The 12508-nt window shown below is 69.3% G+C and carries 13 protein-coding genes; 9 read left to right on the forward strand and 4 right to left on the reverse strand.

Features of this window, described 5'->3' with window-relative positions:
• Window positions 1-8 precede the first annotated feature (8 nt).
• Window positions 9-869, reverse strand: a complete 861-nt coding sequence (locus tag D7Y11_RS03890; RefSeq protein ID WP_121751982.1) for a general secretion pathway protein GspE — start codon at window positions 867-869, stop codon at window positions 9-11.
• A 314-nt stretch (window positions 870-1183) separates the two neighbouring features.
• Between D7Y11_RS03890 and D7Y11_RS03895 the strand changes: the two genes are divergently transcribed.
• From D7Y11_RS03895 to D7Y11_RS03910, 4 genes are all read left to right on the forward strand, one after another.
• Window positions 1184-1927, forward strand: a complete 744-nt coding sequence (locus D7Y11_RS03895) for a MotA/TolQ/ExbB proton channel family protein (RefSeq protein WP_121751983.1) — start codon at window positions 1184-1186, stop codon at window positions 1925-1927.
• 154 nt (window positions 1928-2081) lie between these two features.
• A complete protein-coding gene (locus tag D7Y11_RS03900; protein ID WP_120574842.1) occupies window positions 2082-2570 on the forward strand; it encodes a biopolymer transporter ExbD in 489 nt (162 codons plus the stop codon).
• Between the two features lie 18 nt (window positions 2571-2588).
• Window positions 2589-3167: a biopolymer transporter ExbD gene (locus tag D7Y11_RS03905; RefSeq protein WP_121751984.1), complete on the forward strand. Its 579-nt coding sequence runs from the start codon at window positions 2589-2591 to the stop codon at window positions 3165-3167.
• Between the two features lie 114 nt (window positions 3168-3281).
• A complete protein-coding gene (locus D7Y11_RS03910; protein WP_126933052.1) occupies window positions 3282-3941 on the forward strand; it encodes an HAD family hydrolase in 660 nt (219 codons plus the stop codon).
• 77 nt (window positions 3942-4018) lie between these two features.
• Here D7Y11_RS03910 and D7Y11_RS03915 read toward each other — a convergent pair whose 3' ends face one another.
• Window positions 4019-5152, reverse strand: a complete 1134-nt coding sequence (locus D7Y11_RS03915; protein WP_126933053.1) for an acyl-CoA desaturase — start codon at window positions 5150-5152, stop codon at window positions 4019-4021.
• Window positions 5153-5507: 355 nt separating this feature from the next.
• On the opposite strand from D7Y11_RS03915, the gene D7Y11_RS03920 reads away from it, so the two are divergent.
• On the forward strand, window positions 5508-5714 hold the full coding sequence (locus tag D7Y11_RS03920) for a cold-shock protein (RefSeq protein ID WP_120547587.1): 207 nt from the start codon (window positions 5508-5510) through the stop codon (window positions 5712-5714).
• 92 nt (window positions 5715-5806) lie between these two features.
• Window positions 5807-5998 carry a hypothetical protein gene (locus D7Y11_RS03925; protein WP_120560974.1) on the forward strand — a complete coding sequence of 64 codons (192 nt, stop codon included), beginning with the start codon at window positions 5807-5809 and terminating at the stop codon, window positions 5996-5998.
• Between the two features lie 76 nt (window positions 5999-6074).
• Here the strand turns inward: D7Y11_RS03925 and D7Y11_RS03930 are convergent, their stop codons facing one another.
• Window positions 6075-6341 carry a hypothetical protein gene (locus D7Y11_RS03930; protein ID WP_121751987.1) on the reverse strand — a complete coding sequence of 89 codons (267 nt, stop codon included), beginning with the start codon at window positions 6339-6341 and terminating at the stop codon, window positions 6075-6077.
• A 211-nt stretch (window positions 6342-6552) separates the two neighbouring features.
• Between D7Y11_RS03930 and D7Y11_RS03935 the strand changes: the two genes are divergently transcribed.
• Entirely contained in the window at window positions 6553-9057 is a 2505-nt protein-coding gene (locus tag D7Y11_RS03935) for an ATP-binding protein (RefSeq protein WP_306770412.1), read from the forward strand.
• A 6-nt stretch (window positions 9058-9063) separates the two neighbouring features.
• Here the strand turns inward: D7Y11_RS03935 and D7Y11_RS03940 are convergent, their stop codons facing one another.
• Entirely contained in the window at window positions 9064-9654 is a 591-nt protein-coding gene (locus D7Y11_RS03940) for a YqaA family protein (RefSeq protein WP_121751989.1), read from the reverse strand.
• A gap of 117 nt (window positions 9655-9771) precedes the next feature.
• Here D7Y11_RS03940 and D7Y11_RS03945 point away from each other — a divergent pair, with 117 nt between their 5' ends.
• Together D7Y11_RS03945 and nadE are read left to right on the forward strand one after the other, a co-directional pair.
• Window positions 9772-10428: an LON peptidase substrate-binding domain-containing protein gene (locus D7Y11_RS03945; RefSeq protein WP_120580390.1), complete on the forward strand. Its 657-nt coding sequence runs from the start codon at window positions 9772-9774 to the stop codon at window positions 10426-10428.
• A gap of 128 nt (window positions 10429-10556) precedes the next feature.
• Window positions 10557-12449, forward strand: a complete 1893-nt coding sequence (gene nadE / locus D7Y11_RS03950; protein WP_121751990.1) for an NAD(+) synthase — start codon at window positions 10557-10559, stop codon at window positions 12447-12449.
• Window positions 12450-12508: the final 59 nt, after the last annotated feature.

Here is a 12508-nt window from a genome sequence, read left to right on the forward strand (position 1 = left end):
GGGGCGCTTCAGCCCTCGCCGCTCTCGTCGTCCAGCTCGCGCCGGAACTCCTCGTTCGTGAGCAGGCCCTTGCGCGCCATGATGCGCATCAGCGCCCAGAAGCGGCGCTCCAGCTCCTCCAGCCGGTCCGGCTCCTCGCGCGCCGCCTGGCCGAAGAGGTAGTCCAGGTCGTCCAGCACGCCGCCCCCACCGGACGCCGGAGCCCGCGGCTTGCCCTTGTCCACCGCGCCGCCGCGCTTGCGCTTCGCCTGCTCCTCGCGCTCGCGGATGAGGTCCGCCAACGACGTGCGCTGCGTCTTCTCCGACGCGGGCAGCTCCTCGCCGACGATGACCTCCTCGTCGTCCTCCACCACGGCCGGCCGCGCGGGCGCCGGAGCGGCCCTTGCGGGCGGACGCGCCGGAGCGGGGCGGGGACCCGTGGCCACGGGGACCTTGTGGTAGTAGCGCAGGATGGCGCCGCGCACCGCGGACAGCGCCGTCACCCGGCCGCTGACCTTCAGTCCGCTGGTGAACTCAATCTCTTCAATGGCTGTGATGTTCAGCGGATCAGCCATGGCCACCACCAGCTGGCGCTTGCCGCCCACGCTCTCCAACGCGTAGGGGAACAGGTCGTGCTGTTCGCAGAAGCGCGCGCGCAGCAGGTGCACCGCCGCCCAGTCCGGGGTGATCGCCGCCAGGTCCACCTGCGGCATCCCCAGCGCCTCGCTCAGCGCCTGCGCGAGCGTGGCCTCCGTGATGGCGCCCTGACCGATGAGCGTCACGCCCAACCGCTGCCGCGTCTGCCGCTGCGCCGCGAGCCCCGCCTCCAACTGCTCGGGGGTGATCGCGCCGCGTTCCACGAGCAGCTCACCAATGCGCTTCCTGGCCATGGTTTCCCCGCCTAACACGTCACCCGAAGGTGCCCAAATCGCTGGCACGCCTGTTGCGCAAGCCGCTGGAAAGGGCCTGGTACTTGCCCTGTGGAGCGACTTGGCAAGCCGCGAGCCAACGCAAAATTCCTGTGAGATTTCAGTAACTAACGCTGAGGGTGCCTGCCTTGACACGCCTGGGAGCGGTTCCTAGACTCGGCGCCACCGTGATCCAAAATTCCTGCTGCTGACCTGGGTGGATGTCCACCCGGCCGGTAGCAGTGCGGAACGGCTCGCAAGCGCGCGCCGCGCCGCCCATCTGGAGGCTTTCCGTGATGAACCTGGGGTTCGTAGCCAATCTGTCCGTTCTCGCCAACGCCGGCGGAAGCAATGAGACCTTCCTGCAGGAGCTGGGGCGCCGCTGGGAATCCGGTCAGGCCGGCATGTACCCCATCGCGGTCTGCCTGGTGGTCGCGCTCTCCATCATCATCGAGCGCAGCATCGTCCTGTTCGGCAAGGCCTCCATCAACAAGGAAGGCTTCCTGCGCGGCCTGAAGAAGCACATCTACGCGGGCGACCTGGACAAGGCCATCAACTACGTGGCCGGCCAGAAGAACACGCCGCTGACCAACGTCATCAAGGCCGGTCTGATGAACGTGCCGAAGGGCCAGGAAGAGGTCCAGGCGGCGCTCGACGAGGCCAGCCTGCGTGAGACGCCCCGCCTGGAGGCTCGTACGGGCTACCTGGCGATGCTCGGCAACGCGGCGATGCTCGCCGGCCTCCTGGGCACGGTGAACGGTCTCATCACCTGCTTCGAGGCCGTGGCGAACGTGAACCCGGCCGACAAGGCGACCATTCTGGCGAACGGCATCTCGGAAGCCATGAACTGCACGGGCTTCGGTCTGCTCACGGCCATCCCGGCGCTGATCGCCTTCTCCGTGCTGATGGGCCGCACCCAGGGCCTCATCAACGACATCAACGAGACCAGCGTCTCCGTGCTGAACCTCATCGTGGCCAACCGCGACAAGTTCAAGAACCTGAACATCCCCGCGTCCGCCCACGCGCACGCCGAGGAGTAGTTCTCCTCACGGCAGCGCCGGTTTGGAACCGGATGTACCGGCGCGCTGTCTGGTAGCCCCGAAGTGGTGGACCCAGACAGGCGCGTCCGTTCCCAGAGTCTTCTTGAACGTCGTTCGTGCGCGAAGAGCGCGGTAGAGCAGGGAGGTAGTCGCCATGGCCGGCGGAATGGACCTGGGCACAGGTGGGAAGGGTGGCAAGAAGCCGCTCGATACCGCCATCAACATGGTGCCCTTCATCGACCTGATGGCAGTGACCATCAGCTTCCTCATCATGACGGCGGTCTGGACCCAGATTGGCCGTCTCCAGGTGTCGCAGGCCGGCGGGGCCTCCACGGACGAACAGCAGGAGGAGGAGAAGACCAAGACGGTCCAGCTCACCCTCCTGGTGTCCGCCACGGAGATGCGCCTCACCGCCGACCAGAGCTCCTTCGACCCCATTCCCCTCACCCGGGATGACAAGGGCCGGCCGGACCTGACCAAGCTGGTGGCGCGCTTCAAGGAGTTGAAGGCGCAGCTGCCGGACCAGTCCGCCATCACCCTTCAGACCGAGGACCTGGTCCGCTACGAGGACCTGGTCCGCATCATCGACGAGTGCATCGGCTCCGGGTTGCCCCAGGTGTCGGTCTCCGCGGCGATGGGCTAACAGGAGAGCACCCAAGCCATGGGCATCAAGGTTCCCGGTAAGCGGTACGGCAAGCGGCTGGAGCACTCCAAGGTCTTCGGCCACGGCGGTCACGGCAAGAAGAACGGCAACGCGGACCTGCTCATCACCCCGCTCGTCGACATGTTCGTCATCATCGTGCTCTTCCTCATCGCGAACTTCTCCGCGACGGGCGAGGTGCTGATGATGACCAAGGACATCGTCCTTCCCGAAGCCGTCAACGTGAAGGAAGTGGAGATGCACCCGGTGGTGATGGTGTCCAACGACCAGGTCAGCGTGTCGGGCACCATCGTGGGCCGGGTGGAGGACCTCACCAAGGACGAGTACCTCAACATCCCCGCGCTGGAAGAGAAGCTGCGGGACATGAAGAAGCAGTTCGAGGACCTGCACTCCATGGCCGGCGGTGGCGAAACCTTCAAGGGTGACGTCAACATCCAGGCCAACAAGGACGTTCAGTTCAAGGTCATCAAGCGGGTGATGTTCAGCTGCGCCACGGCCGGCTACAACAACATCAACTTCGCCGTCATCCAGGCCGGTGGCGCCGCGGCCGGTGAGAAGACCGCCGCCGCCGCCCCGTAACAAAGCTTCGCGGCGGATCCCGGCCGGTTCCGGGATCCGCGCTTTACAAAAGACGCCCTGACCCTGCATGGGTCGGGGCGTTCGCGTTTTTGCAAAGAAAGGCTCTCCGCCGTCATGCGCCTGCGCGCCGTGCTCTTCGACCTGGATGGGACGCTGGTGGACTCGCTGGGGGACATCGCCACGGCGATGAACCACGCGCTCACGCAGCACGGCCTGCCGCCGCACCCGGAGGCCGCCTACCTGCGCTTCGTGGGGGAGGGCGTGGCGAAGCTCGCGGAGCGGGCCACGGGCGGGGCGCCGGCCGCGCTCCAGGGGCAGGTGCTGGCCACCTACCACGCCTACTACGACACCCACCTGTTCGACCGGACGTGCGCCTACCCGGGCGTGGAGGCCGCGCTCGCGGAGCTGGCGGCGGAAGGCATCCGGCTGGGCGTGCTCAGCAACAAGTCCGACGACTTCGTGAAGCGGCTGGCGGCGCGGCTCCTGCCGGGGGTGACGTTCACGGCCGTATACGGCGAGCGGCCGGGCATCCCGCGCAAGCCGGACCCCACCGCGGCGCTGGCCCTGGCGGCGGAGCTGGGCGTGGCGCCGGACGCGTGCGGCTTCGTGGGGGACACCTCCGTGGACATGGACACCGCGAAGGCCGCGGGCATGTACGGCGTGGGCGTCACCTGGGGCTTCCGCACGGCGGAGGAGCTGCACGCGCACGGGGCTCGCGCGGTGGTCTCCTCGGCGGGCGAGCTGCTGGCCGCGCTCCGGACCGCGGCCCCCTGAGAAAGCGGAAGGGGCCGCCTCCTTCGCGTGAGCGTAAGGAGAACGGCCCCTGGGTTACCGCAAGGTGGCTTCGTGGATCAGGCGGCCACGGCGAGGTTCGACTTGGACTGCTCCGCGGCTGCGTCCACCGCGGGCGGGCGGCTCAGCATCTTGAGCATCCGGTAGTGCGACGCCACGGCGCTGCGGAAGGTCTTCGCCTCGATGTAGGGCAGGCCGTGCTCGTGGGCGGTGGCCTGCACGATTTCGCTCAGGGCCGGGTAGTGGATGCTGCACACCTTGGGGAACAGGTGGTGCTCCACCTGGAAGTTGAGCCCGCCCACGTACCAGCTCAGCAGGCGGTTCTTGCGGGCGAAGTTCGCGGTGGTGCGCAGCTGGTGCACCATCCACGCGTCCTCCACCTTGCCCTCCGTGTCAGGCAGGGGGAACTCCGCGTCCTCCACCACGTGGGCCAACTGGAAGACGATGCCCAGGATGAAGCCCGCCGTCATGTGCATGGCCAGCTGCCCCACCACGAACTGCCACCAGGTCACGTCCAGCACCAGCCACGGAATCACCAGCGTCCAGCCGTAGTACACGGCCTTCATCGCAATCAGGCGGGCCCACTCGGCCGGCGCGTGCTTCTTGTCCTTGTAGGGGCCCAGGTCCTTCTGGAAGAAGTACTTGTAGTCCTTGGCGAACACCCAGAAGACGGTGGTCAGCGAGTAGGCCACGAACGCGTACAGGTGCTGGAAGCGGTGGTACGCCTTCCACTCGCTGTGCGGCGACAGCCGCAGCTGCGGGCTCACCGTCAGGTCCTCGTCCATGCCCTGGATGTTGGTGTAGGTGTGGTGGAGGACGTTGTGGGTGATGCGCCACATGTAGCTGTTCGCCCCGATGACGTCGAACGCGAGGCCCACCACCGCGTTCGCCCGCGCGTCGTCGCTGTAGGAGCCGTGCACGCCGTCATGGCCGATGCAGAAGCCGATGCCCGCGATGGCCACGCCCATCAGCACCGCCAGGCCCAGCATGCCCCAGGCGTTGAAGTAGCCGCTGAGCAGCAGGCCGTAGACGCCCCCCGTGAAGCCCATGATGGAGAGGGCCTTCACGTACATGGCCTTGTTGGCCCGCTGCGAGAGGTTCCGGGTCTCGAAGTACTCGGAGACGCGCCGCTTCAGGTCTTCCGCGAAAGAGGCATCGCGCTGGCCAAAGGTCACACGGGTCGGGTTTGTCACTGGGAGGGACGCCTCACGGGAGGGGACGGCAGGGTGGAGCGGTACGGCGGGCTCCACGATAGGACACGTCCAGGCGGAAGTGTTCGGGGGTAGAAACTATTCCAAAACACCGCCGGGCCCGAAACCTGTTACCCCTGGTTGCCTGGAGCGTCAGCCAGCGGGAAATGTACCGCCCCGAGAAGGCGTTTCACCCCGAGATCGAGGTTGTTACCTTCGTCGGCGTGAGGGAGACCGGGAGTGGTTCCCGGCTCGACTTCATGCCTGTTCAGGGTTAAGGCGCGGTCTTCGCCCCAAAATATGGGGGCGGGCAGTCCGGCGATTTCGCAGGGTTGCCAGTGGGACAAGGAAGCAGATCATGGCAAGTGGTACGGTGAAGTGGTTCAATGATGCGAAGGGCTTTGGTTTCATCACGCAGGACAGCGGTGGTCCGGACGTGTTCTGCCATCACACGGCCATCCAGTCGGACGGCTTCCGCACCCTGGCCGAGGGCCAGAAGGTGGAGTTCGAGGTGAAGAAGGGCCCCAAGGGGCTCCAGGCGGAGAACGTCCGCCCGGTCGGCTGAGCCTACCGGCTCGGCTGCTCTTCACGCATCCACGAGGTCCGGCCTTGACGGGGCCGGGCCTCTTTTTCGGCCAATGTTTTCCAGGAGGTTCCATGCAGGGAAGGTCCACGAAGCGGCAGAAGGAGATGGCGCGCGCGCAGAAGCAGCGCGAGAAGGACGCCAAGAAGGCCGGGCGCAAGACCGAGAAGGACCAGCGTCCGACTCGCGGGCCGGGCGAAGAAGATCCCGACATCGCCGGTATCATCCCGGGCCCGCAGCCGTTGCCCGACGCGTTCAACACCTGAGGTTGATGCAACGACACCGCCCCGGCCCATGAGGGCACCGGGGCGGCGGTGGGCAAGGGGCCGGTGGGCCCCTTTTTCATGTCCGCGCTCGTTCGGGCTCCCGAGCTCCGGAATCGCGTGACCAGCCCATGCCGTATCTCATCCGCTCCTTGTCCTCGGCGCGGTTGTAGGCGGTGGCCGCGGCGATGACGTGGCACACCCAGCCGAGGATGCCGCCCGTGCCCAGCCAGAAGCCGGGGGTGATGATGAGCCAGAAGACCCCGCGCAGGATGTCACCGTTGTAGATCTGCCCCACGCCGGGGATGAAGAACGACAGCAGCGCAGCAAGACCGGGACGCGACATGGATTTCGTTCCTCCTTGCCCCTTCCTACGGCCCCCAAGGGTGTCCATTGCATCCCCTGCCGGACACCGCCTGCCCGCCGGGCGGGCGTCCTGGCGGATGGGGTGCAACGCACCGCGGTCCCCGCTAGCATGACGCATGTTCCTCCGGCCCTGGTGTCACGGCCTGGAAGGGACGGGGGGATTCATCATCCAAGGTCGTCCTCAGGCCCGTGTGGCGGCGTTCCCGGTCCGGGGCCTCGTGGAGGTCCTCGCGCTGGCGGCGGTGTACCTGGTGGCCGCGAGAGTGGCCCTGTCGCTGGCCGCGGAGCAGAGCCACATCTGTCCCGTGTGGTTGCCGTCGGGCGTCGCCCTGGGTGGGCTGCTGCTCCTGGGCGTGTCGCGCTGGCCCGCGGTGGCGCTGGGCGCGGGCGCGGTGGCGTACGCCATGGGGGTGACCCCGGGGGTGGGGCTGTCCGTCGTGCTGGGCTCCACGCTGGAGGCGGTGCTGCCGGCGCTGCTGTTCCAACGGATGGGGGGCGCGAGGGAGCTGCACCGCGTGCGCGACGTGGTGTGGCTGGGCGCGGGCGCGGGGCTGGGAGCGCTCCTGGGCTCTGGGCTGGGCACGCTGGGGCTCGTGCTGGGCGGGGTGGTGCCCGCCCAGCAGTGGGGCGCTTCCGGCTGGCTGTGGTGGATGGCGGACCTGCTGGGCATGCTGCTGGTGACACCGGTGCTGCTCTTGCGCAGGCCGCGGCGCATGGCGCGCTCGTGGGAAGCGCTGCTGCTCACGGCGCTGACGGTGATGGTGTGCGTGGGCGTCTTCGCCTTCCCTCGGCCGGGCTCCGGCGCGGCGCACGCGATGACGTTCCTGCTCTTCCCGCTGATGGCCTGGGCGGCCCTGGGCTTCGGGCAGCGGGGGGCGGCGCTGTCCTCGCTCTCCATCGCGCTGGCGGCCATCGCCGGCACGGCGCGGGAGCTGGGCCCGTTCTTCACGGTGGACCTGCCGCACCGGGGGCTGGTGGTGCTGCAGCTCTTCATCGGCATCACCGCGCTGACGGGCCTGCTGCTCGCGGCGGCGCGCGCGGAGCGCCGCCAGGCGGTGGAGTTGCTGGAGTTGTTGGCCACCACCGTGCGCGCGGTGCACGAGGGCGTGCTCATCTGCGAGGTGCGCGAGTCGGGCGGCCTTCACACCGTCTTCGTCAACGAGGCCCTGTGCGCGCTGGTGGGCCGGCGGCGCGAGGAACTCGTCGGCGCGGCGCCCGGGGAGCTGCTGGCGTCCGCGGACGGCGGGGACCGGCAGCGGCTGTTGGAGGCGCTGCGCGAGGAGCGTTCGCTGCGCGCGGAGGTGGTGCTGACGCGGCCGGACGGCACGCGGGTGTGGAGCGAGATGCAGCTGTCCCCGGTGCGCGCCAACGGCCAGGCCGTGACGCACTTCGTGGCGACCCACCGCGACGTCACCGCGACCAAGGAGCTGCAGGCGCGGCTGGTGGCCGCCGAGCGCGTGGCGGCCGTGGGCACGCTGGCCGCGGGCGTGGGCCATGAAATCAACAACCCCCTGGCCTACCTGGCGCTGAACCTGGAGGCCGCCCGGAAGAATCTGGCGGCGAGCCTCGCGGCGGAAGGGGCGCAGCCTCCGTCTGGGGTGCGCGACGCGCTCTCCAGCGTGCGCGGGGCCCAGGAGGGCGCGGAGCGCATCCGCCTCATCGTCCGGGACCTGCAGGTGTTCAGCCGCGAGGACGCGCCGGAGCGTGGACTGGTGGACCTGAACGCGCTGGTGCCGCCCGCGGTGCGCGTGGTGCTTCACGCCCTGCGCTCGCGCGCGCGGCTGGTGGAGGACTTCGGACCGGTGCCGCGCGTGATGGGCAGCGAGGCGCGGTTGGGGCAGGTGTTGCTCAACCTGCTGGTGAACGCCCTGCAGGCCATCCCGGAAGGGGACCCTGGCCGCCACGAGGTGCGCGTGCGCACCCGCACGGACGCGTCCGGCCATGCGCGCGTGGAGGTGGAGGACACGGGCGGCGGCATCCCGCCGGACGTGCTGCCGCGCATCTTCGACCCGTTCTTCACCACCAAGGGGAGCGACGAGGGCACCGGCCTGGGGCTCGCCATCTGTCAGCAGATTGTCCGCACGCACGGGGGCGAACTGAGCGTGCACAGCGTGCCGGGCCAGGGCGCCACCTTCACGCTGCTCCTGCCGCCCGCGCCCGTGCAGAGCGCGGGGAGTCCGCCGTCGCTGCACACGGTGGCGCGCGGCGAGGAGGCTTCACCGGAGCTGTCTCCGGAGCCGACACCGGAGCTGTCGGGGCCGGAGACGGCGGCCTCCGGGCGGCGCGGGCGGGTGCTCATCGTGGACGACGAGCCCCGGCTGGCGCAGTCCATGCGCCTGCTCCTGGAGCCTGCCCACGAGGTCGTCACCGTCACGCGCGGCGAGGACGCGCTGGCGAAGGTGGCCGCGGGCGAGTCCTTCGACGTGGTGCTGTGCGACCTTCAGATGCCGGGCATGGACGGCATCGCGGTGTACCGGTGGCTCCAGCAGGAGGCGCCCGCGCTGGCGTCTCGGATGGTGTTCATCTCCGGAGGTGCGTCATCCCCGGAGGCGCGCGCGTTCGTGGAGACGGTGGCCCTCCAGGTGCTGGAGAAGCCGGTGCGCCCGGACGTGCTGCTGTCCACGGTGGAGGCGGTGCTGGAGGGCAGCGCCCCAAAGCTGGCGGTGGGCGGTACGCGCCGCGGCCAGGCCCGCTGAGTCAGCTCAGACGCGCAGCCACTTGCGCGCGGTGGGGCCGAAGAAGCGCACCACTCCGCCCACCAGGAAGAAGCGCACCGAGCGGCCGATGATGGACGCCAGCAGGAAGCGCTCCAGCGGCACCGACACCAGGCCGCTGCCGATGGCGACGATCTTGAACGGCGTGGGCAGGATGGAGCACAGGAGCGCCAGCACCCAGAAGTTCTGGCCCAGCAGCTCGCCCACCGTGCCGGACACGCCGAAGCGGTCCACTCGCACGTTCAGGTCGATGTGCAGCAGCTGCGTGATGCCCTCGCCCACGAACGCCCCCAGGCCGTAGCCGATGAGGCCGCCCACCAGGCTCGCCAGGGTGCCCAGCAGGCAGTAGCGCACCCACTTCTTCGGCTGGGCCAGGACCATGGGGACCAGCACCGCGAAGGGCGGGATGGGGAAGACGGAGCCATCCACCACCGACACCGCCATCATCGTGGCGAGCGCGTGCGGGGTGGAGGAGGCGGCCTCCACGCGCAGGTACAGCCGGCGGTACCAGGACAGCTTCGGGGCGTCAGCGGCCGGGGAGGCCGGGGAGGTCTGGGGGGAAGGCTCGGTAGAGGACATTCGGGGGCGCACCCTAGCGGAACCCGGGGCCCTTGCCACCGGGACCCCGGGCCCGGGCGCCTGCCTGATTGGAATGCGCCCCATGCCCCGGGGGCTTACACACGGGGAAGGGTGACCATGACCGCACAAGAAACCGTGGAACGCGCCGCCGGTGCGCTGAAGGTGTTTCCCCTGCCGTCGGCGGTCCTGTTCCCGCACACCGTGATTCCCCTGCACATCTTCGAGCCGCGCTACCGGGCGCTGGTGAAGGACGCCCTCGCCACGGACCGGGTGCTGGCGCTGGGCCAGCTGGAGCCGGGCTGGGAGGGCAACTACGAGGGCCGTCCCCCGCTGCAACCCCTGATGTGCGCGGGCGTCATCGTCTGGGACGAACAGGTGGAGGACGGGCGCTACAACATCCTCCTGCAGGGCGTCAGCCGCGTACAGATGGTGAAGGAGCTGTCGCCGGACACGCTCTACCGCCAGGTGCGCGCCCAGGTGCTGGCGGATCCGCTCTACACCGGGCCGGAGGAGGAGCAGCTGCGCCAGGCCGTCTTCGAGCTGGCGGGCAGGGTGCCGCCCTCGTTCGCGGAGAGCCTGCTGCCGGTGGCCGCCCGCGCCGGTGGGGGGATGCTGGCGGACGTGGTGGCGTCCGCGCTGGTGCCGGAGCCCGGACGGCGCCAGGAGCTGCTGGGCGAACTGGACGTGCGCCGCCGCCTGGAGCAGGTGCTGGTGGACGTGAGCGACCTCTTGAGCCAGTTGCAGCCGGTGCGCCCCAGCGGACCGCTGAACTAGCCAGAGGCCCTCCCGGCCGGGGGAACTGAACGCCCCGGGGCCCGGGGCCGCATCATCCGCTTGCCCTGGCCCCCCCATGCGCGCATTGCTCGGGGGCGTCACGCCTTCTTGAGGGAGAGCGACGCACCATGCGGCTCGTGAAGATTGGCATCGCCAGCGTCAACACCACCGTGGGCGCCTTCCAGGCGAACACCGACCGGGTGCTGGACCTGGCGAGGAAGATGGCGGCGGACGACGTCACGCTGGGCGTCTTCCCCGAACAGGTGATTGCCGGCTACCCCGCGGAGGACCTGGTCCAGTGGCAGGGCTTCATCGACCACCAGTGGCCGGAGCTGGAGCGCTTCGCGAGGGAGACCGCGGCGCTGCCGCTGGTGAGCATCCTGGGCGTGGGCGTGGCCCACCAGGGCGTGCGCCTCAACTGCGCCGCGGTGGTGGCGGGCGGCAAGGTCCTGGGCCTGGTGCCGAAGGAGAAGCTGCCCACGTACAACGTCTTCTACGAGGGCCGCACCTTCGGCCACGGCCAGCCGGGAATGGCGGAGACGCACCGGGGCGTGCCGCTGGGTGACTCCCTCTTCCAGTTCGACTTCGGCACGCTGGCGCCAGAGGTGTGCGAGGACATCTGGAGCGCGGACGGCCCCATGCGCCGGCGCGCGTACTCCGGCGGCGAGCTGGTGGTGAACCTGTCCGCGTCCCCCTTCCGGCTGGGCTTCTGGGAGACGCGCCGCGAACTCATCGCCACGCGCGCGTCCGACCACCAGGTCACCATCGCGTACGCGAACGCGGTGGGCAGCAACGACGGCCTCATCTTCGACGGCGGCGGCTTCATCAACCAGAACGGCCGCCACGTGCTGGAGACGCCGCGCTTCCAGCAGGGCTTCAGCTCCGCCGTGGTGGACCTGGACCGCACGCTGCGCCTGCGCACGGAGAACACCACCTGGCGCGTGGACCGCGAGGACTGGGTGACGGCCGGTGGCAGGAAGGTGCCCACCCTGGACTGCACGCAGGCGGTGAAGACGCAGCGCCAGAAGCTGACGTATCCCGTGCCCGCGCACCGCAGCTTCTTCCTGCCCGCGCCGGACACCCGCCGCACCGCGCGCGTGGCGCTGTGCGAGGACATCCTGGACGCGCTGTCGCTGGGCGTGGGCGACTACTTCGAGAAGACGCGCGCCTTCAAGCTGTTCGGCATCGCGCTGTCGGGCGGACGGGACTCGCTGCTCACGCTGCTCGTCGCGCACCGGTACGCGAAGCGCGCGCGGCCGGACAACCCGGGCTCGCTCATCCAGGCGTTCTACATGCCCAGCCCGTACTCCAGTCAGCAGACGCGCGACGCGGCGGAGACCATCGCGCGCGAATTGGGCGTGCCCTTCCAGGTGGTCTCCATCGAAGAGGCCTTCGAGCGGGAGAAGGCCGCCGCCCAGACGATGCTGGGCGAGACGAAGCTCACCCCCATCACCGAGCAGAACATCCAGGCCCGCATCCGCGCCCAGCGCATGTGGAACTGGAGCAACTCCTGCGGCGGCCTGTTCCTGCAGACGGGCAACATGAGCGAGAAGTCCGTGGGCTACACCACCATCGGCGGCGACCTGATGGGCGCGCTCGCGGTCATCGCCAACGTGCCCAAGACGGTGGTGATGTACCTGCTGGACTACCTGCAGGAGACCACCGGCTACGAGGGCATCCGCAAGGTGCTGGCCAAGCCCGCCGGTCCGGAGCTGGCGCACGATCAGGTGGGTGAGGAGGAACTCATGCCCTTCCCCATCCTGGACGCGTGCTTCTACCTGCACGCGGGCGAGAAGCTCACCCCGTCGGAGATGCGCACCGCGCTCACCGCGATGTTCCCGGAGGTGGATGCGGACCGGCTGGGCGGGTACGTGGACCGCTTCGTGCGCCTGTTCCATCAGTCCATCTACAAGTGGGTGCAGGCGCCGCTGTCGCTGCACATCGGCAATCTGGATCTGGACCGTGAGCGCGCGCTGCAATTGCCTGTCGTCACCGGTTCGGCCTGGCTGCGCAAAGCCTGACGGATGTTGATGGATGTCTGTTTTTGACGGTGGATAGGGGGGCGTCCGAGCCCTCCGTC

Source organism: Corallococcus sp. AB018, assembly GCF_003986945.1.
Classification (GTDB): domain Bacteria; phylum Myxococcota; class Myxococcia; order Myxococcales; family Myxococcaceae; genus Corallococcus; species Corallococcus exiguus.